Source organism: Massilia sp. HP4 (genome assembly GCF_005222695.1).
Taxonomy (GTDB): domain Bacteria; phylum Pseudomonadota; class Gammaproteobacteria; order Burkholderiales; family Burkholderiaceae_D; genus Telluria.
In genome coordinates, this window is sequence record NZ_STGG01000051.1 from 1 (window position 1) to 21,646 (window position 21,646).

The window sequence follows — 21,646 nt, forward strand, 5'->3', positions numbered from 1 at the left end:
TTGACCACTTCCTTGGCGTCGCCGTAGGCTTCCTGGGTCTTGCCCTCGGCCTGGTTCGCCAGGCCCTTGGCCTGCTGTTCGGTGCTGCCGACCAGCTTGCCGGCGCCTTCCTGAATCTTGCCGCCAACGTCTTTCAGTTTACCTTCGACTTGGTCCTTGTTCATGGTGCTCTCCTTTGAGTTAGACATGCCGGGGTGGCCATGCGATGAGTCCAGAATACGCCGATCGCGGCTGCTCATCTGTTAGCGCACGCACACAGGCATCCGTGCTCATCCGCGCGACATTTTCGTGGCTTGAATGCTAATCTTTTTGCAACGCGGCTTGCCGTTCAAGAAGAGAAATCACCATGAATAACAACAATACGCATCCTCCTGAAGTAGCGCCGGAAGCGCCGCAAGCCCAGCGCCGCCTGGCGCGTCGCGTTACCCTCGTCAACGGCATCGCCGTTCTCTTCGTGCTGGGGCTGGCTGCCGTCGTGCTCGCCGCCGATGCGCTACTGCTCGTGTTCGCCTGCATCCTGTTCGCGATCCTGCTTTATAAATTGAGTGAGATCATGCATCGCCGCTTCGGGATCAAACGCAAGCTGGCGCTCGGCATCGTCGTGCTGGTGCTCGGCGCCATCATCGGGCTGGGCGGCTGGGCCATGGCGCCGCAGATTTCCGAGCAGTCGACCCAGCTGGCCAAGGAGATCCCGGCCGCGATCGAGCGCTTGCAGGGCGAGGTCGAACAACATCCCCTGATCAAGCGCCTGGTGGCCGACTTGCCGTCGACCGAAGAAATCACCAGGCAGATGGGCGCGATGGTACCGAATGCCGGCCTGTTCTTTACAGGCCTGCTCGGCGCGCTCGGCAATGTTGTCATCATCATCTTCGTCGGCATTTATTTTGCCGCCACACCGGGCGTCTATACCGGCGGCTTCATCCGACTGATCCCCCAATCCAAGCGTGGGCGGGCGCGCGAGGTGATCGACGAGATGAGCGATACGCTGTCGAGCTGGCTGCTTGGCAAGGCATTGTCGATGCTGATCGTCGGCACGACGACCGCGATCGGTTTGAGCCTCCTGGGGGTGCCGCTCGCGCTGATCCTGGGCATTATCGCCGGCCTGCTCGACTTCATCCCCTATCTTGGCCCGATCATGGCCGGCATTCCGGCGGTGCTGCTGGCGCTGTCGATCAGTCCCGACATGGCGCTATACGCCCTGCTGCTGTTTGCGGCGATCAATATGCTCGAGGGGTATGTGCTGCAGCCGATGATCGAAGCCAAGGCGATCGACCTGCCGCCCGCGCTGGTGATCGTGATGCAACTGGTCTTCGGCACCTTGTTCGGCTTTGCCGGCGTGGCGCTGGCGACGCCACTGGCGGCCGTGCTGTCGGTGCTGGTCAAGATGCTCTATATAGAAGATGTACTGGGAGACAGACCGGCGAAAGGGGTCGGGTCAAACTGATACGTGCTGGGCCGGGAACCTTGCGCATGGTGCAAGGTTCTTGTGAAAGACAGCGCAAAAAACAAAACCGCGCGATTGCGCGGTTTTGTCATTGGGCAGGAAGCAGATCAGCGGTTGCCTTTGGCGATTTCTTTCACGTCGCCAACCTTCTTCTGGACCTTGCCCTCGGCCTGGTTCGACAGGCCTTCACTCTGCTGCTGGCGGCTGCCGACGGCTTCGCCGACTTTTTGCTGGACCTTACCGCCGATTTCCTTTGCCTTGCCTTTGACTTGATCCTTGTTCATTGCAATCTCCTTGCCTGTTACGTGGATGAGCCTTGATCGTACGAGTACCTGCCAGACGGTTCTGTTCGACGCTTAACAAACAGGCTTACGCCAGACACTGGCAAGCCATGGTTGCTGTTCCCGTGGCAAGCCGGGCGGACGATAGTAATGATGCAGGGCGCTGAACCCGGCCGCGAGCAGGAAGCGCTCCCAGGTAGCGTAGTCGTAGTAGCTGCCGTAGCGCGCGCCATTCCAGCCTTCCTGGTTCTCGCCGCGCGGGTTGGAACTGAACAGCACGCCTCCCGGCTTGAGTGTGGCGAACAATTGCGCCAGCACTTGCGGCAAGGCCGCACTCGGCACATGGAACAGCACGGCGTTGGCGAAGATGCCGTCGAACATCGCCGGCGGCAAGTCGAGATGCAAAAAATCCTGTCTCCAGACTTCGCAGCCGCTGTAGTCGTGCGCCATGGCGACGAAGCGTTCGCTGCCGTCGACGCCGATGGCGCGGTGGCCGAGCGCGCTGAACGTCTTCAGGTCGCGCCCGGGGCCGCAGCCCAGGTCGAGGATGGTGTATGGCGCGGGCGCCTCGATCGCCTCCAGCAGGGCCGCGATGTTCTGGCTCACATCGTGGTCGACCGTGCCGGCAAAGAAGGATTCGGCGTGATGCTCGTAGTGCGCGAGCGTGCGGCGCGCGATATCGTCGTGCACTTCGTCGTGCATTTCGTCGTGCATTTCTTCGTGCATTTCTTCGTGATTATCATGATGATTCATGACGACAGTATGCCATCCAACGGCGGCGCACGGCATGCAGGGCAAAGGCGTGGTCGGGGCCGCCCGGCCGCCTGAGAAAAAAAATTAAAAAAATTCAGGAACCACCCTAAAGTTCCCAGAAGAGCCGCCGTAAATGAATCAGACAACCGGTAATCCGGCCTGAAATTCATTGTTTTGGTGGCAAGATGAACGCAAACGAAGCCCTCTCGATGTACGAAAACCTGGCTGGCCTGACCCGTCAGATGTCGCAAGCCGCCAAGGCCGGTGACTGGAACGAGTTTGCCAACCTGAACATGGAAGCCAAGGTCGAAGCGCGCAGCGCCGCCGCCGGCGTGCCAGCCCTGGAAGGCGCCCAGCGCCTGCGTAAGATCGACCTGCTCAAGCAATTGATGGCCAACGACCGCGCTATCCGCGACGTGACCGAACCTTGCCAGCTGGACCGCGCCCTGCACGCGCATTGATTTCCGGCGAATCCTGGACCAAGGCACCTGCGGGTGCCTTTTTTGTTGCCCGAGCGGGTCGGAAAGGTGTGGATGAAAAAAAAGCGCCCATCGGGCGCTTTGGAGGCTGCCGAGCCAGGGGCTCGGCTGCGAATTGGGTGGAGGACGATCCCCAGCTATCTGCTGGCGTCGCCTCTTGCCGGTTGCTCCCGGCGCCCACTGCCGCTGTTGGCAGATGGACTGCTTCCGGTCACAGGCGTTTCATCAACGATCGTCTGCTTGCCGCGCCACGCTATCGATGGTGGCTGCGCCAGACCCTGCGCCGTCTGTGATCTCGTCGATCACAAGTCAAGTATAACGCAAAATCAAACTTGTGTAGACATTTCCTGTTCAGCTTCCTCCAGCGTCGGCTCGACCGGTTCCTGGGCCGCGTTCTTGGCCGCGTTCTTGTCCGCTTTTTTGCGCGCGAAACGCTGGCGCAGGCGGGCCATCAGGGGCACGCCGTGCATCGGCTGGATCTGCCCTGCGCGCTTGCGGCGGCGTAGCAGCACGACCGCGCCGCCGGCCAGCGCCAGCACCGCGACCAGGCCGCCGGCGATCCAGCCCCACGGCGTTGCCGGCTCCGGCTCCAGGGCCGGACGGCGCCGGGCCGGATGCGGCTTGTTCGGGTCCGCCGGACGCAGCTTGCCGACCGCGGCCGGACTGGCGCCCAGCGCCACCTGCAGTACTTTTACCTTGTCTTCCAGCTGGCCGATCTGTTCGCGCAGCTGCGCATTCTTGTAGTCGAGCGCGGCGCACACCGTCGAACGGTCGACGCCCATGCCTGGCGTGCAGGCGGCCGGCGCTGCCGGGGCGGCCGGGGCTGCCAGTGGCAAGGGCAACGCAGGCAGCGCTGGTTTCGGCTCCACAGCGGGTGTCGGCCGCGCTTGCGGTATCGGCTCCGGCTTCGGATCAGGCTTCGGCTCCGGCTTCGGTTCGGGCTTTGGTTCCGGCTTCGGCGCCGGCGCGACCTTCGCCACGACCGGCTTGGCAGGCGGAGCCGGACGCGGTCGCGGCGGCTTGGCCACGACTGGGGCGACAGGCGCCGGCACGGGCGTCCCGGCCACGACCGGCGCCGGGATCCTGGCCGGCGCCGGCGGAGGCGGCGGATTCGGGTCCGGCGCCATCAGCAAGGTCACCAGGCGAACATTGCGCTGGCCGCCATCGGCCAGTTCCAGGTACAAGTGCAGCCGGCTTGATTCAACCGGGGCCAGCGACGTGACGTGCAGGAACTGGCGGCCGCCCTGCTGCGTCACAGTCATGTTCAGGGTCGACAGCACGTGCGGCATGCCGATATTGGCGCCGCGATAGACGTTCGGGTGCGCCAGGCGCACGTGCACCGGGGTGGCCGGGGTGTCGAGCGCGGTCAGTTCGATGTCGGCCGCGAGTCGCTGGCCGATATACGAACGGATCTGCGGTTCGCCCAGTTCGGCTGCGCCGGCCGCGCCAGACAGCAGCGCACAAGCAATGATCAGGGGGAGGCGGCTAGCCATAAGGAATAACAAGAGAGGAGCCAAGCGTAATTAACGGACATTGCGATAAACTCTTTAATCCCAGCCCCTTGCATAACAGGAATGTCTATGGAAAACAGGATTGAGAAGGACAGCTTTGGCCCGATCGAGGTGCCAGCCGATCGTCTATGGGGTGCGCAGACGCAGCGCTCGCTCCACCACTTCCACATCTCGAGCGAGCGCATGGCGCCCGAGCTGGTGGCGGCATTGGCCCAGGTCAAGCGCGCCGCGGCGGCGGTCAACCGCTCGCTCGGCAAGCTGGGGAGCGACAAGGCCGACGCCATCATCCGGGCTGCGGACGAAGTGCTCGAAGGCCGCCACCCGGGCGAATTCCCGCTCGCCGTGTGGCAGACCGGCTCGGGCACCCAGAGCAATATGAACATGAACGAAGTGCTGGCCAACCGCGGCTCCGAGCTGCTTGGCGGCGAGCGCGGCGAAGGCCGCATGCTGCACCCGAACGACCACGTCAATATGGGCCAGTCGTCGAACGATATCTTCCCGACCGCCATGCACGTGGCCGCCGCCTGGGCATTGGCCAAGGACGTATTACCGGCGCTGGCCCAGCTGCGCGGCACCCTGCTGCGCAAGTCGCGCGACTTCGAGCCGATCGTCAAGATCGGCCGCACCCACCTGCAGGATGCGACCCCGCTGACCCTGGGCCAGGAATTCTCCGGCTACGTGGCCCAGCTCGAATATTCCGAACAGCAGCTCAAGTCCGCCCTGCCCGGCCTGTTGCTGCTGGCGGCCGGCGGCACCGCCGTGGGCACCGGCCTGAACGCCCACCCCGAATTCGCCCCGCGCATCGCCGCCGAACTGGGTTCGCGCACCGGCCTGTCGTTCAAGACCGCGCCCAATAAATTCATGGCGCTGGCCGGCCACGACGCCATGGTCGCCGCCCACGGCGCCTTCAAGACCCTGGCCACGGCCCTCATGAAGATCGCCAACGACGTGCGCTGGATGGCGTCCGGCCCGCGCTCCGGCCTGGGCGAGATCACCATCCCCGAGAACGAGCCAGGCAGCTCGATCATGCCGGGCAAGGTCAATCCGACCCAGTGCGAGGCGCTGACCATGCTGTGCTGCCAGGTGTTCGGCAACGACGTCGCCATCACGGTCGGCGGCTCGCAGGGCAATTTCGAGCTCAATGTGTTCAAGCCCATGATCGCGCACAACTTCCTGCAAAGCGCGCGCCTCTTAGCCGACGGCATGCGCTCGTTCGACGAGCATTGCGCCCAGGGTATCGAGCCGAACCGCGTCCGCATCGGCGAGCTGATGGAAAAATCGCTGATGCTGGTGACTGCGCTGGCGCCGCACATCGGGTATGATCGCGCCGCGCAGATCGCCAAGAAGGCATCGACGGACGGCCTGACCTTGCGCCAGGCCGCCCTGCAGAGCGGCTTCGTCGACGAACAACAGTTCGACCAGTGGATCGTGCCGATCGACATGACCCGTCCGGATCCGGTGTGACTTGACGTGGGGTCGGCGGCGGAGCTGCCAACCCTACACGCTTCTGCGTCAACATTAGACGGCCTCATCAATCGTACGCCGCCTTCACCATCCCGAGGATAGAATGCAAAAAATAGTTTTCGATTTGACATCAGAATTCGTCGAGGTCAACCAGCTGCTGAAGCTGGTCGGCCTGGTCGACAGCGGCGGCGCCGGCAAGAACATGGTCGCCAGCGGCGCGGTGTCGGTCGATGGTAAACAGGAGCTGCGCAAGACGGCCAAGATCCGCAGCGGCCAGACCGTCGCGGTCGGCGATCTGCGCATCACCGTGCAGTAATCTGTCTGGCGCCCATCACATGGGCGTTGTAGTGCGACGAAACAGGGCCCCGAAGCGGTGGCCGTATGTTTGCGCACTAACAAACAGAGCGGGGCTTCCTTGTTTATATTTTAAGACGTCACACATACGGCTTAGAGGTGAAGGCGATGGAAACCCCGGAACACCATGCTCAAACGCAGGAGCAATTGATCGGCGACCTGCGGCTCGTGATCGAAAACGCGGAAGAGCTGCTCAAGAACACCGATCATTACTCCAGCGCCCTGTACCAGAACGCGCGTGCCAAGCTGTCGCTCGCCCTCGAAGCGGCGAACGAAGAACTGTCCCGCTTCGAAGACGCACAACTTGAGCGCATGATGGCCGCCACCCGCGCCGCCAACGACCGCTACCGCGACATGTCCGGCGAAGCACGCGTCCTGCGCGCCTTTCACTGAGCGTCGACCAATGCAAAAACCTGGCTTCGAGGCCGGGTTTCATGAGGTAAAACGCAGTTCCATACGATCTTCGGTCCGGCGTTAACCACTAACGTTCGCGCCGGCCTCCAGTTGGAGGCGTCGAATCCGTCAGGCTTTCGTATTGATCGTATTGCCCAGGTGCGCAGGCAGGTTTTGCGGCTGCGGCAGGGACTGGATCAGCTGGGCGGCCGAAGCAGCTTCGATGTTCATCGCTTTCTTGAGCATCGTCATGCCCACTTCCTGACGGATACCGGTTTCGGCCATGCTGGTTGAAAGCTTGGCAATATTCGTAACGTCCATTTACCTCTCCAGAAAAAGACTTGTCACTCTTTAACGACCCCATCGACCAAAACTTGAGGGCGCGTCTTTAACCAGCCGCATAACCAGTCCACCACCCCGCCCAGCGCATTCAAGTCCAGCCAGGCAAGCTCCCCGCGGGCGTCAAGCGGCCGCGCCACGTCCGACACCACCGCCACGATGCTCGCGTCATCGCGAAACAGCGGCGGCTTGCCCAGCGCCGGGCGGTGCACCTCGAGCTTGGGCAAGGCTTCCCATTTATAGCCTTCGACCAGGGTCAGGTCGGCCGGCGACAACCGCGCCAGCAATTCGTGCAGCGCCGGCTCGGGTGCGGCGCGCAGCTCGCGCATGATGGCGAAGCGGTATGGCGAAGCGATCATGACCTCGGCCGCCCCGGCCTGGCGCAGGCGCGCGCTGTCCTTGCGCGGCGGCTCGAGCTCGATGTCGTGGTGGCTATGCTTGACGATATTGACCCGCAAGCCGTCCCGCGCCAGGCGCGCGACCAGTTGCTCCAGCAAGGTGGTCTTGCCGCTGCCCGACCAGCCCACCACGCCCAGCACCGGGCCCGGGCCCTGATCAGTACGCGACACGGTAGCGGGTTCCCCGGTAGTTCATCACGGCCGCCTTGGGCGTCAGGCGTTCGAGCACCAGGCCCGGCGCCACTTCTTCGCCTTCGCGGCGCAGCATCTTGTCGACCAGCAGCAGGCTCTCGCCCGGCGTCGGCGAATAGATGTAGCCGCCGAAGGTCACCGGCGGAATCTCGCGCCGCAGCGCTTCGGGCAGTTGCTGCAGGCTGCGCAGGCTTTCGTCGCCGGCGGGCGCGGCGGGGGCAGGCGCGGGCGCCGGTTCCGGATTTGCCCGGACAGGCTCGGCCGCTGGCGCGGCCGGCGCTGCGGGACGCGGCTGGCTCGCCTTGACCGGGGCTGGCGCCGGCTTCGCCATCACCGGCGCGACTTCGCGCTGGACCGGCGCCGGCGCGGCAGTTGGCGGGGCCGCCACCACGGGTGCAGGGTTCGGCGCAGGTGTCGCCACTGGCGCAGGCGCTGTCGCCGCCGCCAGTTGCACCGGCTGCTCGCCTCCCTGGCGCAGCCACAACAGCGCAGCCGCCGCCACCAGCAGCGCGCCCAGGCCAAGCCCGATCATGAGCGTGCGCCGGTTCGCGCCCTGCGCGCGCTCCGGCGCCGCATACACGGGGGGCGGCGCATGGATCGTCGGGGCGTTGCCGAGCTGGCGTTCGGCCTGGGCCTTCTTGAGTGCTTCGAGGATGTACGACATATCAGTTTCCCGTCCCATTGGCGGCCAGCAGGCGCGGCTCGACCACGCCCGACAACTGGTTGAGACGCATATAGGTGCGCGGTCCGGCCACGCCGTCCGCCTTCAGGTCCTGGGCCGCCTGGAAGGCACGCAACCACTCTTTTGTGCGTGCATCGAGCGGCTGGTCGAGCGCCGGCGCGCCGGCCTTGTTCAGGCCGGCCAGGCGCTGGGCGATCCAGTCGACGTCCGGGCCGCGGTCGCCCTGCCCCACGACATCGCGAAACGCGCCCGGCATGCGCCAGAAGGTCGTGAATTCGCCGCCGAAGCGCGCGACGAAGGCGGGAATGGCGACCCGTTCGCGGCGCCCGTCCACCGCCAGCAGCACGCTGCCCTCGTCCATCCCGACCAGCACCGCATAGCCGGTGCGCGGGCCGTCGTGCAGGGTGACCACCGCCGGCCGATCGAGCAGGCGCAGTTCGTACAGGCCGCCGCGCCCCTGGTGGCAGCGCAGGTTGGCGCGCTGCGCCGCCTCGCAGGTCGCCTTCGGGTTCGCGCCGCCGATGCCGGCGAACGACGGCCCCCACAGGGCCGCCAGCGCGCGCAGCGCATCGTTCTCGCTCTTGCCGCTCGCGAAATCCGCCCCGCCAGCCGGCGTGGCCGCCACCTCGGCGGCCCTGGCCGGCGCCGGCTTGGCCGCCACCTGCTTGACGCCGGCCGGCGCCGCCTGCGCCGTGACGGCTGGCGGCGTGTGCTGCGGCAGCATCTGCCAGGCCGCGGCGCTGATCGCCACCCCGGCCAGCACCCCGCCCGCCAGCAGCGGCCAGCGCAGCGGCCTGGCCGCCGGCTCGCCAGCGAAGACTTCCTCGGCCGACTTCTGCAGGATGGCGCGCGTGACCTGCGGGCTGTTCTCGACATAGGCACCCAGCAGTGCGCGGTCGCACAGCAGGTTGATCCGGCGCGGCACGCCGTGCGCCAGGCGATGCACCAGCGGGCTCAGGGTCGGCGGGAACGGCATCCCGGCCGCGCCGGCCACCGCCAGCCGGTGCGCGATATAGGCGCCGGTCTCGCTCTCGGACAGGGGCCCCAGGTGGTAGCGCGCGATCACGCGCTGGGCCAGTTGCTCGAGCTCGGGCCGCGCCAGCATCGTGCGCAGCTCGGGCTGGCCGATCAGGATGATCTGCAGCAGCTTGCGCTCGCTCGTTTCGAGATTGGTCAACAGGCGCAACTGCTCGAGCACCTCGCTCGACAGGTTCTGGGCCTCGTCGATCACCAGCACATTGTTCAGGCCCTGGGCATGCGATTCGAGCAGGTAGCGGTTGATCGCATCGACATACGATTTGACGCCGCTCACGCCGGCCGGCAGCGCGATGTGCAGCTCGTCGCAAATCGTCTGCAACAGTTCTTCGGCGTTCAGGCGCGGATTGAAGATATAGGCCAGCCGGCAATTCTCGGGCACCTGCTCGATGAAGCAACGGCACACGGTGGTCTTGCCGGCGCCGATCTCGCCGGTGAGCAGGACGAAGCCGCCGCCGCTGCCGATGCCATACAGCAGGTGGGCCAGGGCCTCGCGGTGGCGTTCGCTCATGAACAGGTAGCGCGGGTCGGGCGCGATCGAGAACGGGGCGTGCTTCAGCTGGAAATAATGGTTGTACATAAGGTTGTACGCGCTAGCGGCCGGGAGGCTGCGGTTTGAACTTCGCGCAGTATATTTTGCTTTTGTCGTTGGCGTAGGCGATCGTGCTGCCGGGGTTCGACTTGCGCAAAGGATGGCGCGAAGCGTCGACCGGCCGGTAGGCGATGCCGGCGCCGGCCCGCACCGATTTCTCGAGTTCCTCGGGCGTGCTGTCGACGACGGCGGCCACGAACACCAGGTTGCTGGTATCGTCGCTGACCATCACCTCGTTCACCTGGGCGCCCCACAGCGTGGCTTCGGCCTTGAACCAGTAAGCCCCGCCCTCGCGCTTGTAGGCCGGGCCGAAGGCCTGGGTCAGGTAAGCATGGAAATAGGCATTGTCCAGTTGGCTACGGCACAGCAGCGCACTGCCGATCACGGGGCCGAAGGTCGACGGCGCCGCCACTGCATTTGCGCCGGCGCATGCCAGCCCCGCCAGCAACGCCAGCGCGCGCAGCAGGGACCGAGGCATGGACCAGGCGGTCAATGGCAGTCTGGCGGCCCGCGGCCGGCGCAGTCCTGGATGGCGTATCACGACAATATTCCCCTTCGACGATGCCGACATTATGACACTCCCGCACGGTTCATCGCGTGCAGCCGCAGTTGGCCCCCCGAATCGGCCATCTTGTCGGTTTCATCATGCGCCGCGCCGGCGCTTGCCGTATCGTCCAGTCTCCCATCGACTCCGGGCCAAGAACGATATGCACACCGTCCTGAAAGCCACCCTGCTTGCCGCCGCAGCCGGCACCCTGCTGCTCACCATCGACACCAGCCAGGCCGACACGCCGGCCAGGCGCATCACCGAACAGCGCAGCATCGGCGCCTTCAGCGCCATCGAGCTGCACGGGCCTTATGACGTCACGATCGACGCCCAGGCCAGGTCTGGCCTGCGGCTTTCGGGCGAGCGGGCGCAGCTCGACGACGTCGAGACCTTCGTGCGCGGCGACACCCTGGTGGTGCGGCCCGCGAACAGCCGCAGCTTCCAGTTCGGCTTCGGCAAGCGGCGCCAGGCCGTCACCATCGATATCGGCGCCCCGCAGCTGGCCAGCATCAAGATGGCGTGCAGCGGCGACGTCACGCTCGAGCAGGTCAACGGCGAGCGCATCGCGCTGGACGTCGACGGTCCCGGCGACCTGCAAGCCTCGGGCGCGGTGCGCAAGCTCGACCTGCGGGTAGGCGGCAGCGGCGACGCCGACCTGCACCGCGTGCGCGCCGGCCAGGTCGACCTGGTTATGGACGGTCCCGGCGACGTCCGGCTGGCCCATGTCGACGGCTCGCTCCAGGTCACGATGACCGGCTCCGGCGACCTCGAGGCCGACGGCCTGCGCCTGGAGCAGCTCACCGCACGCCTGACCGGGCCGGGCGGCATGCGGCTGCGCGGCAGCAGCGCCGAAGTGCGCGCCGAGATCGCCGGCTCGGGCGACTTCGATGCCTGCGAACTGGCCGCGGGGCGCGTCAGCACCCGCCAGCGCGGACCGGGCAGCGCCTGCGTCGGCGGCGCCATCACCCATCTCGAGGCCGAGATCAAGGGCTCGGGCGACTTCACGGCGCGCGGCCTGCAGGCGCAGGCCGCCACCCTGCGCATGGACGGCCCGGGCGACGCCACGCTGGGTGGCACGGTGGCCGATTTCAGGGCCGACCTGAGCGGCTCGGGCGACATCGACGGCGGTGGGCTGAAGGTGGGCAAGGCGACGCTCAAGAGCCGCGGCCCGGGCGGCGTCGAGCTGGCCCATGTGTCCGACACGCTGGAAGCCGAACTGCGCGGCTCGGGCAGCCTGAAGGCGGACATCGACGGCAAGCGCTTCGCGCTCGTCGCCGACGGCCCGGGCGGCGCCGAGATCGGCGGCCGGGTCGACCAGGTGCATGCGCGGCTGAGCGGCTCGGGCGCCCTGGACGGCAAGCGCCTCACGGCCGGCCGCACCGACATCGTCGTCACCGGTCCCGGACGCGCAGCGGTGCACGTGGCCGAACGCGCCGGCGGCGCCGATGGCCAGTTGCTGGTCGTGCAACGACGCAGCAGCAGCGAGGCGCCGCAGTAGATGCCAAACAACGGTTTGCCGCCTCTTGCGGCACGCCGTTTTGACCTTGCGCCGGGACCTGCGGTACAGTCTCGGCGATGCTTTCTTCCGCCGTTCTATCGCCACCTGCGAGCGCGCCCGCACCCAGCCTGCTGCCCGCGCTGCGCCAGGATCTCCAGCTGCTGCCCGCCCCGCCCCACCCGGGACGGGGCGCCGTCGTGGCGCATCCACGATCCGGTGCGCAACCGCTTCTTCGAATTGGGCTGGATGGAGTTCGAGCTCCTGAGCCGCTGGCAGCCGGGCGCCACTTTCGAGGAACTGAGCAGCCAGACCGCGACCGAGACCCCGCTCGACACGCTGCCCGCCGATGCCGAGGCGCTGCTCGACTTCTTGCGCCAGCACCAGCTGGTGGCACAGGACGCCGGCGGGCGCGAGGCGCTGCGCCAGCGCGTGGCCAGCGCCAGGCCGCCGTGGTGGAAGCAAGCGGTCCCCGCTGGCGATCAACCTGAGCCCCTTCATGCGCTTCGACGGCTACTTTTTGCTGTCGGATGCGCTTAACCTACCGAACCTGCACGAGCGCAGCTCAGCGCTGGCGCGGGCGGCGCTGCGCCGCACCTTCTTCGGCCTGTACGAACCGGACACCAAGCCGACCATGGGCTCGCGCATGCGGCGCTGGCTGATCGGCTTCGCGCTGGCCACCTGGACCTACCGGCTGGTGCTGTTCATCGGCATCGCGCTGATGGTGTATCACCTGTTCTTCAAACTGCTTGGCATCCTGTTGATGGCGATCGAGATCGGCTGGTTCATCGTGAGACCGCTCGCCGCCGTTTAGATTTGTTTCTCCGGATTAGCTAATTTCTTTGAGTAAGTATTTTGTTTTAACTTTAATATCGAACATTGAATCAGGCGCAGTTGCGTCATATTAAGAAACAGGCGTCTCAAACCAGGCCCGGCTCACCGCATCGACCGGAAAGAAGGACTCCAGCCGCAACTCGTGCACCGTGACGTCGTGCGGCGTGCCCAGGGTGGTGATCGTGGTGAACAGGTTCAGCTCGAGGTCGTCCTTGCGCAGGGTCATCGGCAGGAAAGGCAGGGCCAGCTGGTCGAGATTGGGCTGGCGCGCCGCCGCCGCGATACCGGGCAAGGCCATCAGCTCGTCCAGCAGCCGGGTCGACTCGCTGCCCGGCCCGTCGCCCATCGCCTCGCGCTGTACCCACTGCAGCAGGTCGGCGCCGACCGCCTCCCAGTTGACCAGGCAGGGCCGCAGGCCGTTCGGGTCGAGCGTCAGCTTGAGCACATTGATCGACCCATCGCGCGGGATCACGGCGCCGGGCGGCATGCCCAGGAAGTGGCGCATCATGCGCGCCGCCGGCTCGTTGAACATCACCAGGTTCCACAGGCGGTCGACCACCAGCGCCGGATACGGCGCCGCCTGCGCCAGCATGAAGTCGAGCGCGCGCTTGACTGCATCCATGTCCGGATCCGACAGGCTGCGCTCGCGGTAGGCCGGGGCGAAGCCGGCCGCCAGCAGCATGGCATTGCGCTGGCGTAGCGGAACGTCGAGCACCATGCCCAGCTTGAGCACCAGGTCACGCCCCGGCTGCGCCTTGCCGGTCTCGAGAAAGCTCAGGTGGCGCTGCGAGATGTCGGCCTCGACCGACAGCCGCAGCTGGCTCAGGCCGCGCCGTCCGCGCCAGTAGCGCAGCGCGGCCGCGAAATCGCTGAAGTAGGGTGTGCTGGCTGGCTGCATCATGCCTCCTGGTCGGGTTGGCCGTGATTGTGGCTGAGCCGTTCGACTGACTCAAGCAGGTCGCCTCCTCAGGCCGGGTCCAGGAAACCTGTGACGTCGGCCAGGCGGCCGTCGAGCGTGACGGTAGCGATATCGAGGCCGTGCGCCACCGGCGTCCCGTCCGGCGCGTGCAGCGTCCAGGCAAAGCGCACCACGTCGTTGTGGCCGTCCGGCGTGCCGCGCAAGGCAAAGCGGTGCGCGGGAAAATGCTGCTGGGCGGCGCCGATCATGGCGTCGATGCCGTCGATGCCGGCGCCGCGCGTCAATGGGTCGACGTAGCTCGACTCCTCGGCGAAGATGCCGGCCACCTGGGCGCGGCGTGCGGCCGGTTCGCGTTCGTTCCAGGCGGCGAGGTAGTCAAGGGCGATGGCTTGCGGGTTGTGCATGGCGCTCTCCGGTCAGTGAATGGAAGGTCGTGGTGACGGGATCCATTTTCGCCATGCACGCCGGCCGCGGCGATTACCTCCCAGGTAATCGCCCCCATACAAGCCTGAAAATAATACCAGTTACGATACCAATCCCGCCGACCATGACTGTGAGGATCGGCAATATAGCCGCAGGTTATCCCCTGCTTTTGGTCTGCATCGACGCATACCAGTTAAATACCTGTTGACAGCGAAGTAGGGCCTGCCTATAGTGCCCTGACCTCTTCCTGGCCCATTTACCATGATCGACTATCTCATCGGCGTCGACGGCGGCGGCACCAATACCCGCGTGCGCCTCGCCGGGCGCGACGGCACCGAACTGGCGACCGGCAATAGCGGCCCTTCGGGCCTGCGCCACGGCATCGACAATGCCTGGAACGCGGTCAATGCCGCCACCGCGAAGGCCTTCGCCGCCATCGGCATCGACACCATTCCCCTGCAGTCCTGCGCCATCGGCCTGGGCCTGGCGGGCGTGCACAACAAGGAATGGGCGGCCGCCTTCCGCGCCGCCAATCCCGGCTACGCAGCGCTGGTGCTCGACACCGACGGCTTCTCGACCCTGATGGGCGCCCACGGCGGCCGGCCCGGCGCCATCGTCGCCATCGGCACCGGCAGCGTGGGCGAAGCCCTGCGGCCAGACGGCACGCGGGTCGAGGTCGGCGGCTGGGGCTTCCCGGCCGGCGACGAAGCCAGCGGCGCCTGGATGGGCCTGCGCGCGATCGGCCATGTCGAGCAGGTAATCGACGGCCGCGCCGAGGGCGCAGAACTGGCGCGCGACGTTGTCCAAGCCTGCGGCGGCAACCGCGACGCCATCCAGGTCTGGCTCGGCAAGGCCACCCAGACCGATTACGCCGGCCTGGCGCGCTTCGTGGTGGCGCATGGCGCCATCGATCCGGTCGCGACGGCCATCCTCGAGCAGGCCGGCCGCGATGTGGCGAGCATCGCGCGCGCACTCGACCCGACCGGCGCCCTGCCGCTGGCCCTGTGCGGCGGCCTCGGCGAGACCCTGCGCCTCTACCTGCCGGCCGCGACGCTGGCGCGCTGCAGCCCTCCCCACGGCGACTCGGCCCTGGGCGCGCTGCGCATGATCGAACTGCACCTGAAGGACTCCCAGGCATGAGCGCTACCATCAAAGGCAATATCCTCACTCCCGACGGCTGGGTCCACGGCACCCTGCGCCATGGCGCGTACGTCGACGCCATCGACGGCAGCCAGGCCGACCCGGACGCCAACGACGACGACTACATCCTGCCCGGCTTCATCGACCTGCACGTGCACGGCGGCGCCGGACGCGACATGATGGAAGGCGGCGACGCGCCGCACGTGATCTCCGCCCTGCATGCGAAGCACGGCACCACCAGCCTGCTGGCCACCACCATGACGGCGCCGGTCGAGGACATCGACCGGGCGCTGGCCGCCATCGGCCGCGCCACTAGCGCGCGCGGCAAGGGCGAAGCCCGCATCCTGGGCGTGCACCTGGAAGGCCCGTACATCAATTCGGGCAAGCTGGGCGCCCAGCCGCCATTCGCGCGCGAAGCCAGCCTCGACGAAGTCATGCGCTTCGACGCCCTGGCGCCGATGAAGCTGATCACGGTGGCGCCCGAGATCGACGGCCATATGGCGCTGGTGCGGCAGTTGGCAGACGCCGGCATCCGGGTCCAGGTCGGCCATACCACCGGCAGCTACGACGTCGGCGTGGCCGCCCTCGAACACGGCGCCGCGGGCTTCACCCACCTGTTCAACGCCATGCCCGGCCTGCACCACCGCGATCCCGGCATGGTCGGCGCCGCGCTGGCGCATGCCGAATACGCCGAGATCATCCCCGACCTGCTGCACGTGCATCCGGGCGCGATCAAGACCGCGCTGCGCTGCATCCCCAAGCTGTTCTGCGTGACCGATTCGACTGCCGCCGCCGGCATGCCCGATGGCGAGTACATGCTGGGCCGCCAGGTGGTCCACAAATGCATGGGCGGCGTGCGCCTGGCCGACGGCACCCTGGCCGGCAGCACGCTCACCATGGACCAGGCGCTGCGCAACCTGGTCAAGATCGGCCTGCCGCTGGCCGAAGCCAGCCGCCGCGTGTCCACCAATGCCGCCGACTACCTCGGCGAAACCCTGCGCGGCCGCCTGGCGCCGGGCTGCCATGCCGACTTCGTGGTCCTCGACCGCGACCTGAACATCAAAGCCGTCCATATCGAAGGAGAACTCCTGTGAATTCGCCCGCGTCCCAAGCCACCCCATCGCTCATGCTGCAGGAAGCGCTGTCCGCCGCCGACTGCATCGCCCACCAGCTGACCCAGGACGTGGAGCGCTACGCGGAACTGGGCGCGAAGCTGCGCGCCACGCAGCTGCACAGCGCGGTAACGGTGGCGCGCGGCAGCTCGGACCACGCCTCCAACTACCTGGCCTACCTGATCATGGCGCGCATGGGCCGCCTGGTGACGTCGCTGCCGATGTCGCTCATTACCCTGTACAAATCGCCGATCATCGCGCGCGACACGCTGGCGGTGGCGATCTCGCAATCGGGCCAGAGCCCGGACGTGGTCGAGCCGATCCGCTACTTCCGCGCCGGCGGCGCCACCACCGTGGCCCTGGTCAACGACGCCGCCTCGCCGCTGGCCGAGGCCGCCGAATGGACCATGCCGCTGCATGCCGGCGCCGAGAAGAGCGTGGCCGCGACCAAGAGCTTCATCGCCAGCCTGGTGGCCGGCGCGCGCCTGGTCGCCGACTGGCAAGACGATAAAGAACTCAAGAGCGGTATCGAAGCCCTGCCCGATGCGCTGCGCGCCGCCACCGAGGTGGACTGGTCGCCTGCAATCGAGGTGCTGGCCCCGGCCCGCAACATCATGGTGGTGGGCCGCGGCATCAGCTTCCCGCTGGCGCTCGAATCCTCGCTCAAGTTCAAGGAAACCTCGGCGCTGCAGGCCGAGGCCTTCTCTGGCGCCGAGATCAAGCACGGCCCGATGGCCCTGATCGAAGAAGGCTACCCGCTCCTGATCTACGCCACCCGCGGCCCGACCCAGGCCAGCCTGGTGGCGCTGGCCGACGAGATGCGCGGCCGCGGCGCCCGCGTGCTGCTGGCCGCGCCAGGCGATATCGCGAGCCGCGACCTGACCCTGCCGACGGCCACCATCCCCGACCTCGACCCGATCGCCGCGGTGCAGGCCTTCTACACGATGGCCGCCAAGCTGTCGGCCGCGCGCGGCATGAACCCCGACCAGCCACGCCACCTGAGCAAGGTCACCAAGACCAACTGACGACGATATTGATGAGAAGCGCCATGACCGACTACCTCGACCTTGCCGGCCAATTGATGATGGTGCGCCTGTTCGGCATCGAACTCGATGCCGACACCGACGCCTTCCTGCGCACCCATCGGGTGCGCGGCGTGTGCCTGTTCCGCCAGAACATGGTCGATGCCGGCCAGCTGACGCGCTTTACGGGCGCCCTGGTCGAGGCCATGGGGCCGCAGGCCCTGGTCGCCCTCGACCAGGAAGGCGGCGCCGTGGTGCGCTCGACCTGGGTGCCGGCGCCGCCGAGCGCGATGGCGCTGGGCGCGGCGGGCGATCCGCAACTGGCGCGCGAGGTCGGCGCGGCGGTGGCGCGCGCGGTGCGCGCCCTGGGCTTCAACTGGAATTTCGCGCCGGTGCTGGACCTGAACAACAATCCGGACAACCCGGTGATCGCCGAACGCTCCTTCGGCGCGGATCCATTGCTTGCAGCCCGTCTTGGCATGGCCTGGATGGAAGGCAGCGAAAGCGAAGGCGTGGCCTGCTGCGTCAAGCACTTCCCGGGCCACGGCGACACCCACGTCGACTCGCACCGCGACCTGCCCCGGGTCGACAAGCCGCGCGAAGAACTGGAACGCTTCGAGTTCGCGCCGTTCCGCCTGGCCGCCCAGCATGCTCCAGCGATGATGACGGCCCACATCGTCTATCCGGCTCTCGACCCGGTCAATCCGGCCACGATGTCGCGCGCCATCCTCACCGGCGTGCTGCGCGAGCAATTCGGCTACCAGGGCGTGATCATCACCGACGGCATGGACATGCACGCGATCGCGCACCGCTACAGCGCCGGCGAGGCGGCCGTGAACGCGCTGGTGGCGGGCGCCGACATGGTGATGGCGATCGGCGCGCGTGACACGCAGGTGGAGACCGTGCAGGCGATCGCGCAGGCGATTCGCGCCGGCGTGCTGCCGCTGCCCGAGGTAGAGGCCAAGCTGGCGCGCCTGGCCCGGCTGGCCGACGCGCATCCCGCCGGCGCGGCCGCCTACCTGCGCGAGCAGGACGACCGCGCGCTGATGGCGCGCGCCTGGCGCGCCGGCCTGACCGAACTGGGCCGGCCGCAGCGTCCCGCGCGCGGCAGCCGGGTGCGCCTGGTGGCACGCGCCGACGTGGTCAGCGACGGCATCTCGGAAGCCGGCGTGCCGGCCGGGCGTATCGCCGACGCCTTGCGCGCGCTGTACGACGTCGAACTGCTTACTTTCGCCGACAGCGAACACTTCGACTGGGCGGCGCTGCCGCCGGACGGCCGCTTCACGATCCTGGCCTCGACCTCGCGCCGGCGCTACGGCCCGCAGGCGCGCGCCGGCTGGCGGCCCGACCTGCACCTGGCGCTGTGGAATCCCTACCAGGCGCTGGACTTCCCTTCTCCCGCCCTGATGAGTTACGGATTTGCCGCGCCTGCACTCGACGCCGCCGTGGCCTGGCTGGCCGGCGAGATCGACGCCCCCGGCGTTTGCCCGGTGCCTGGTTTCGACCAGCCACGACACCGCTCAGGTAACGCGATGTAACGACGCGGGCATCCGCGCCAGCTCTACGGCACAATTGGCGGGCCAGAAATTGGCCGTTTTATGGGACAATGCACATCTTTGTCCGAGATTGGCATTTTTGCTATATTTGGCGAAAGCGCATTTCGTAAAATTTTTTGTCTAGATAGAAGGATACCCAATGTCCCAATTCCGTCTTGCCCGCCTGTGCCTGATGCTGGCCGCCGTTGGCATGAGCACCCCGGCCCTGATCTCCTCCGTCCACGCCCAGGACAAGCCAGCCGCTGCCGCCGAGGCGCCAAAGGACACCGTTCGCCCAGAGCTGTTCAAGCTGCTCGACCCGGCCGCGATCAAGCCGCTGATGGATGCAAAGAATTACGCCGAAGTGCAGAGCCGCGTGCAGCAGGCCGAAGCTTTCCCGAACCGCACCCCATACGAAGACTACGTCGTCAACCGCATGAAGCTGTCGCTGGGCTCGGCGACCGGCAACAACGACATCGCCATGCCGGCACTCGAAGCCGTGATCAATTCCGGCCGCATGCAGCCGAACGAACAGGCCGACTTCATCCAGGCCCTGGCCAATATGCACTACAACGCCAAGGACTATCCGAAGGCGATCGAATGGTTCAAGCGCTACCAGAAAGAAAGCACGACGCCTGAAAAAGTCGCGCCCGCCCTCACCCGCGCCTACTACCTGGGCGGCGACTTCGCCAGCGCCAAGGCGGCCCTGCTGCCGGCCATCGAAGCGACCGAGAAAGCCGGCCAGAAGCCGAGCGAGGAAGACCTGCGCCTGCTGGCCTCGTCGGCCAACAAGGTCAAGGACGATGCCGGCTACCTGGTCGCGCTCGAGAAACTGGTCGCCCACTACCCGAGCGACGACTTCTGGACCGACGTCCTGAACCGCGGCGTGGCGCGCAAGTCGGGCTTCGATCCGCAGACCAATATGATCAATGTGTACCGCCTGGAGGCGGCCACCGTCAAGAAGATGGCGCCAGAGGAGTATGTCGACCTGGCCGAACTGGCGCTGCGCGACGGCTTCCCGACCGAAGCCAAGAAGGCCATGGACGCCGGCTACGCCGCCGGCGTGCTGGGCCAGGGCGCCAATGCCAAGTCCCACGCCGCCCTGCGCGACAAGGCGACCAAGGGCGCGCTTGACGATGCCAAGAACATCGCCGCTGGCGAAGCCTCGGCTTCCAAGGCCAAGACCGGCGCCGGCCTGGTCAACCTGGGCTGGGCCTACGCCACCATGGACCAGGGCGACAAGGGTGTCGGCTTCATCCAGCAAGGTATCGCCAAGGGCGGCCTGAAGAACGCTGAAGAAGCCAAGCTGCGCCTGGGCATGGCGCAGGCGCTGGCCGGCAAGAAAGCCGAAGCGATCCAGACCTTCCAGACCGTCAAGGGCGGCGGCGGCGCCGGCGACCTGGCCAAGTACTGGATCGTCCACCTGAACCAGAAGTAAGCTTTTCGGTTCTCGACGGACCCGCGAAAGCGGGCCGGGCTGCGCGCCCGGCCCGCTTTTTGTTTGCCGGTTCGGTTTGTCCCGCCATCGACGGTGTTTTGCCTGCCCAAGGTGCGCCCCCGTACATTAGCGCCACTCCAGCCCGCCCGATAATTGCATCATTTGCATCGGAGGCAGCATGACCACGACGGTACGCAAGGGCCAGGCGCCCGCCAAGCTGGGACGCAACGAATTCCACCTGCGTTTTCGCAAGGCCTTCCAGGACCCCGGCTACGAGGCGCTCGACCGCGAACTGTCGGCCATCGAGGACGTGGCCTGGGACGCCTACCAGGACGGCCGCAAGGCGCCGCACACCGTCAAGGCCGGCCCCGGCTTCGCCGACCCTGGCTACGACCTGTCGGTCGAGTGGAAGGAAGCGCGCGACCGCCTGCTCGGCGCCGAGCAGCACCAGAAGAATCCCGCCTCGCGCAGCCGCGTGCTGCTGATCAACGCCTCGGCCCGCAACGACGGCACCTGCCCCGGCGAGATCTCGAAAAGCTGGCGCATGACGCAGATGGCCAAGGACGTGTTGATGGAACAAGGCTTCGAGGCCGACGTGCTCGACCTCTCCCTGCTCAATTCGGACTACGACCGCCACATCCATCCCTGCAAGGGCTGCGTCTCGACTGCGATGCCGCTGTGCCACTGGCCGTGCAGCTGCTACCCGAACCACGCCGAGCGCCAGGTCAACGACTGGATGAACGAGATCTACGAACGCTGGGTGCTGGCCCATGGCGTCATCATCATCACCCCGGTCTACTGGTACCAGACCCCGGCCGTGCTGAAACTGATGATCGACCGCCTGGTGTGCGCCGACGGCGGCAATCCCGATCCGACGTCCACGCAGGGCAAGGACGCCGAGAAGGCCAAGCAGATCGAGCGCGACGGCTGGGATTACCCGAAACACCTGGCCGGCCGCGCCTACGGCCTGCTGGTGCACGGCGACGTGGCCGGCATCGAGGGCACGCGGCGCTCGCTGGCCGACTGGCTGGAATGGATGGGGCTGATCAACTCGGGCAGCTTCGGCCAGCTCGACCGCTATATCGGCTACTACGAATCGTATGCCGACAGCCACGAGACTTTCGACAACGATACCGCGGTGCAGGAAGAGACACGCAATGTGGCGCGCGCCGTGGCCACCGCCGTGGGCGAGGTGCGCGCCGGGCGGGTCGCCGTGGTCAGCCAGCCGCTGAAGGATCCGCGCCCGAAATGACCGCTGGCCCGG

General features: G+C 66.9%; 25 protein-coding genes. 14 read left to right on the forward strand and 11 right to left on the reverse strand.

Annotated features, from left to right (window positions below; genetic code table 11):
* Positions 1 to 164: CsbD family protein (locus E8M83_RS19275; protein ID WP_137174975.1), on the reverse strand; the 164-nt coding region annotated here is incomplete at its 3' end.
* A 182-nt stretch (positions 165 to 346) separates the two neighbouring features.
* On the opposite strand from E8M83_RS19275, the gene E8M83_RS19280 reads away from it, so the two are divergent.
* Entirely contained in the window at positions 347 to 1,444 is a 1,098-nt protein-coding gene (locus E8M83_RS19280; protein ID WP_137174976.1) for an AI-2E family transporter, read from the forward strand.
* A gap of 107 nt (positions 1,445 to 1,551) precedes the next feature.
* On the opposite strand, the gene E8M83_RS19285 is transcribed toward E8M83_RS19280, so the two are convergent.
* Together E8M83_RS19285 and E8M83_RS19290 are read right to left on the reverse strand one after the other, a co-directional pair.
* On the reverse strand, positions 1,552 to 1,728 hold the full coding sequence (locus E8M83_RS19285; protein WP_137174977.1) for a CsbD family protein: 177 nt from the start codon (positions 1,726 to 1,728) through the stop codon (positions 1,552 to 1,554).
* A 72-nt stretch (positions 1,729 to 1,800) separates the two neighbouring features.
* Positions 1,801 to 2,427 (reverse strand): bifunctional 2-polyprenyl-6-hydroxyphenol methylase/3-demethylubiquinol 3-O-methyltransferase UbiG, encoded by a 627-nt coding sequence (locus E8M83_RS19290; protein ID WP_137175090.1) that lies wholly within the window; start codon positions 2,425 to 2,427, stop codon positions 1,801 to 1,803.
* A 236-nt stretch (positions 2,428 to 2,663) separates the two neighbouring features.
* On the opposite strand from E8M83_RS19290, the gene E8M83_RS19295 reads away from it, so the two are divergent.
* Complete coding sequence (locus E8M83_RS19295) at positions 2,664 to 2,939, forward strand: flagellar protein FliT (protein ID WP_137174978.1); 276 nt, start codon at positions 2,664 to 2,666, stop codon at positions 2,937 to 2,939.
* Positions 2,940 to 3,283: 344 nt separating this feature from the next.
* Here the strand turns inward: E8M83_RS19295 and E8M83_RS26125 are convergent, their stop codons facing one another.
* Complete coding sequence (locus E8M83_RS26125) at positions 3,284 to 4,450, reverse strand: hypothetical protein (protein WP_206077493.1); 1,167 nt, start codon at positions 4,448 to 4,450, stop codon at positions 3,284 to 3,286.
* Positions 4,451 to 4,537: 87 nt separating this feature from the next.
* Between E8M83_RS26125 and fumC the strand changes: the two genes are divergently transcribed.
* From fumC to E8M83_RS19315, 3 genes are all read left to right on the forward strand, one after another.
* Positions 4,538 to 5,932, forward strand: coding sequence for a class II fumarate hydratase (gene fumC, locus E8M83_RS19305; RefSeq protein WP_137174979.1), 1,395 nt, complete (start codon positions 4,538 to 4,540; stop codon positions 5,930 to 5,932).
* A 103-nt stretch (positions 5,933 to 6,035) separates the two neighbouring features.
* Positions 6,036 to 6,248: an RNA-binding S4 domain-containing protein gene (locus E8M83_RS19310; RefSeq protein ID WP_137174980.1), complete on the forward strand. Its 213-nt coding sequence runs from the start codon at positions 6,036 to 6,038 to the stop codon at positions 6,246 to 6,248.
* Positions 6,249 to 6,394: 146 nt separating this feature from the next.
* Positions 6,395 to 6,679: a DUF883 family protein gene (locus E8M83_RS19315; RefSeq protein ID WP_137175091.1), complete on the forward strand. Its 285-nt coding sequence runs from the start codon at positions 6,395 to 6,397 to the stop codon at positions 6,677 to 6,679.
* 129 nt (positions 6,680 to 6,808) lie between these two features.
* Here E8M83_RS19315 and E8M83_RS19320 read toward each other — a convergent pair whose 3' ends face one another.
* The 5 genes from E8M83_RS19320 to E8M83_RS19340 are packed head-to-tail and all read right to left on the reverse strand — an operon-like array spanning position 6,809 to position 10,395.
* The gene (locus E8M83_RS19320) at positions 6,809 to 7,000 is read right to left on the reverse strand and encodes a YjfB family protein (protein WP_137174981.1); all 192 of its coding nucleotides are present in this window, start codon (positions 6,998 to 7,000) and stop codon (positions 6,809 to 6,811) included.
* Between the two features lie 23 nt (positions 7,001 to 7,023).
* Positions 7,024 to 7,587 carry a molybdopterin-guanine dinucleotide biosynthesis protein B gene (mobB, locus tag E8M83_RS19325; RefSeq protein ID WP_137174982.1) on the reverse strand — a complete coding sequence of 188 codons (564 nt, stop codon included), beginning with the start codon at positions 7,585 to 7,587 and terminating at the stop codon, positions 7,024 to 7,026.
* Entirely contained in the window at positions 7,574 to 8,272 is a 699-nt protein-coding gene (locus tag E8M83_RS19330; RefSeq protein WP_137174983.1) for a general secretion pathway protein GspB, read from the reverse strand. Before E8M83_RS19330 ends, mobB begins: the two co-directional genes overlap by 14 nt.
* A gap of 1 nt (position 8,273) precedes the next feature.
* Positions 8,274 to 9,905: an AAA family ATPase gene (locus E8M83_RS19335; protein WP_137174984.1), complete on the reverse strand. Its 1,632-nt coding sequence runs from the start codon at positions 9,903 to 9,905 to the stop codon at positions 8,274 to 8,276.
* A gap of 13 nt (positions 9,906 to 9,918) precedes the next feature.
* Complete coding sequence (locus E8M83_RS19340; RefSeq protein WP_137174985.1) at positions 9,919 to 10,395, reverse strand: hypothetical protein; 477 nt, start codon at positions 10,393 to 10,395, stop codon at positions 9,919 to 9,921.
* Between the two features lie 229 nt (positions 10,396 to 10,624).
* Here E8M83_RS19340 and E8M83_RS19345 point away from each other — a divergent pair, with 229 nt between their 5' ends.
* The 3 genes from E8M83_RS19345 to E8M83_RS19355 all read left to right on the forward strand — a co-directional run bounded on the left by E8M83_RS19345 (position 10,625) and on the right by E8M83_RS19355 (position 12,773).
* On the forward strand, positions 10,625 to 11,962 hold the full coding sequence (locus E8M83_RS19345; protein WP_137174986.1) for a GIN domain-containing protein: 1,338 nt from the start codon (positions 10,625 to 10,627) through the stop codon (positions 11,960 to 11,962).
* Positions 11,963 to 12,178: 216 nt separating this feature from the next.
* A complete protein-coding gene (locus E8M83_RS19350; protein WP_137174987.1) occupies positions 12,179 to 12,499 on the forward strand; it encodes a hypothetical protein in 321 nt (106 codons plus the stop codon).
* The gene (locus tag E8M83_RS19355) at positions 12,459 to 12,773 is read left to right on the forward strand and encodes a hypothetical protein (protein WP_137174988.1); all 315 of its coding nucleotides are present in this window, start codon (positions 12,459 to 12,461) and stop codon (positions 12,771 to 12,773) included. Before E8M83_RS19350 ends, E8M83_RS19355 begins: the two co-directional genes overlap by 41 nt.
* A gap of 90 nt (positions 12,774 to 12,863) precedes the next feature.
* On the opposite strand, the gene E8M83_RS19360 is transcribed toward E8M83_RS19355, so the two are convergent.
* A complete protein-coding gene (locus tag E8M83_RS19360) occupies positions 12,864 to 13,694 on the reverse strand; it encodes a helix-turn-helix domain-containing protein (protein ID WP_137174989.1) in 831 nt (276 codons plus the stop codon).
* A 65-nt stretch (positions 13,695 to 13,759) separates the two neighbouring features.
* Positions 13,760 to 14,116: a nuclear transport factor 2 family protein gene (locus E8M83_RS19365; protein ID WP_137174990.1), complete on the reverse strand. Its 357-nt coding sequence runs from the start codon at positions 14,114 to 14,116 to the stop codon at positions 13,760 to 13,762.
* Between the two features lie 280 nt (positions 14,117 to 14,396).
* Between E8M83_RS19365 and E8M83_RS19370 the strand changes: the two genes are divergently transcribed.
* The 6 genes from E8M83_RS19370 (at position 14,397) to E8M83_RS19395 (ending at position 21,634) form a co-directional block, all read left to right on the forward strand.
* Positions 14,397 to 15,275: a BadF/BadG/BcrA/BcrD ATPase family protein gene (locus tag E8M83_RS19370; RefSeq protein WP_137174991.1), complete on the forward strand. Its 879-nt coding sequence runs from the start codon at positions 14,397 to 14,399 to the stop codon at positions 15,273 to 15,275.
* On the forward strand, positions 15,272 to 16,369 hold the full coding sequence (nagA, locus tag E8M83_RS19375) for an N-acetylglucosamine-6-phosphate deacetylase (RefSeq protein ID WP_137174992.1): 1,098 nt from the start codon (positions 15,272 to 15,274) through the stop codon (positions 16,367 to 16,369). Before E8M83_RS19370 ends, nagA begins: the two co-directional genes overlap by 4 nt.
* A 32-nt stretch (positions 16,370 to 16,401) precedes the next feature.
* Positions 16,402 to 17,412 (forward strand): SIS domain-containing protein, encoded by a 1,011-nt coding sequence (locus E8M83_RS19380; RefSeq protein WP_137175092.1) that lies wholly within the window; start codon positions 16,402 to 16,404, stop codon positions 17,410 to 17,412.
* A 23-nt stretch (positions 17,413 to 17,435) separates the two neighbouring features.
* Entirely contained in the window at positions 17,436 to 18,947 is a 1,512-nt protein-coding gene (locus E8M83_RS19385) for a glycoside hydrolase family 3 protein (RefSeq protein WP_137174993.1), read from the forward strand.
* 157 nt (positions 18,948 to 19,104) lie between these two features.
* Complete coding sequence (locus tag E8M83_RS19390; RefSeq protein ID WP_137174994.1) at positions 19,105 to 20,382, forward strand: lipopolysaccharide assembly protein LapB; 1,278 nt, start codon at positions 19,105 to 19,107, stop codon at positions 20,380 to 20,382.
* Positions 20,383 to 20,560: 178 nt separating this feature from the next.
* Positions 20,561 to 21,634: a flavodoxin family protein gene (locus E8M83_RS19395; RefSeq protein WP_137174995.1), complete on the forward strand. Its 1,074-nt coding sequence runs from the start codon at positions 20,561 to 20,563 to the stop codon at positions 21,632 to 21,634.
* Positions 21,635 to 21,646: the final 12 nt, after the last annotated feature.

Coding starts and splice junctions, on each gene's coding strand:
- E8M83_RS19320 (WP_137174981.1), bottom strand. CDS start 7,000: ATGGACGTTACGAATATTGCCAAGCTTTCAACCAGCATGGCCGAAACC.
- E8M83_RS19380 (WP_137175092.1), top strand. CDS start 16,402: ATGCTGCAGGAAGCGCTGTCCGCCGCCGACTGCATCGCCCACCAGCTG.
- E8M83_RS19345 (WP_137174986.1), top strand. CDS start 10,625: ATGCACACCGTCCTGAAAGCCACCCTGCTTGCCGCCGCAGCCGGCACC.
- E8M83_RS19310 (WP_137174980.1), top strand. CDS start 6,036: ATGCAAAAAATAGTTTTCGATTTGACATCAGAATTCGTCGAGGTCAAC.
- E8M83_RS19365 (WP_137174990.1), bottom strand. CDS start 14,116: ATGCACAACCCGCAAGCCATCGCCCTTGACTACCTCGCCGCCTGGAAC.
- E8M83_RS19335 (WP_137174984.1), bottom strand. CDS start 9,905: ATGTACAACCATTATTTCCAGCTGAAGCACGCCCCGTTCTCGATCGCG.
- E8M83_RS19280 (WP_137174976.1), top strand. CDS start 347: ATGAATAACAACAATACGCATCCTCCTGAAGTAGCGCCGGAAGCGCCG.
- E8M83_RS19315 (WP_137175091.1), top strand. CDS start 6,395: ATGGAAACCCCGGAACACCATGCTCAAACGCAGGAGCAATTGATCGGC.
- E8M83_RS19330 (WP_137174983.1), bottom strand. CDS start 8,272: ATGTCGTACATCCTCGAAGCACTCAAGAAGGCCCAGGCCGAACGCCAG.
- E8M83_RS19340 (WP_137174985.1), bottom strand. CDS start 10,395: ATGCCTCGGTCCCTGCTGCGCGCGCTGGCGTTGCTGGCGGGGCTGGCA.
- fumC (WP_137174979.1), top strand. CDS start 4,538: ATGGAAAACAGGATTGAGAAGGACAGCTTTGGCCCGATCGAGGTGCCA.
- nagA (WP_137174992.1), top strand. CDS start 15,272: ATGAGCGCTACCATCAAAGGCAATATCCTCACTCCCGACGGCTGGGTC.
- E8M83_RS19395 (WP_137174995.1), top strand. CDS start 20,561: ATGACCACGACGGTACGCAAGGGCCAGGCGCCCGCCAAGCTGGGACGC.
- E8M83_RS19295 (WP_137174978.1), top strand. CDS start 2,664: ATGAACGCAAACGAAGCCCTCTCGATGTACGAAAACCTGGCTGGCCTG.
- E8M83_RS19355 (WP_137174988.1), top strand. CDS start 12,459: ATGCGCTTCGACGGCTACTTTTTGCTGTCGGATGCGCTTAACCTACCG.
- E8M83_RS26125 (WP_206077493.1), bottom strand. CDS start 4,450: ATGGCTAGCCGCCTCCCCCTGATCATTGCTTGTGCGCTGCTGTCTGGC.
- E8M83_RS19370 (WP_137174991.1), top strand. CDS start 14,397: ATGATCGACTATCTCATCGGCGTCGACGGCGGCGGCACCAATACCCGC.
- E8M83_RS19290 (WP_137175090.1), bottom strand. CDS start 2,427: ATGCACGACGAAGTGCACGACGATATCGCGCGCCGCACGCTCGCGCAC.
- E8M83_RS19385 (WP_137174993.1), top strand. CDS start 17,436: ATGACCGACTACCTCGACCTTGCCGGCCAATTGATGATGGTGCGCCTG.
- E8M83_RS19360 (WP_137174989.1), bottom strand. CDS start 13,694: ATGATGCAGCCAGCCAGCACACCCTACTTCAGCGATTTCGCGGCCGCG.
- E8M83_RS19285 (WP_137174977.1), bottom strand. CDS start 1,728: ATGAACAAGGATCAAGTCAAAGGCAAGGCAAAGGAAATCGGCGGTAAG.
- E8M83_RS19390 (WP_137174994.1), top strand. CDS start 19,105: ATGTCCCAATTCCGTCTTGCCCGCCTGTGCCTGATGCTGGCCGCCGTT.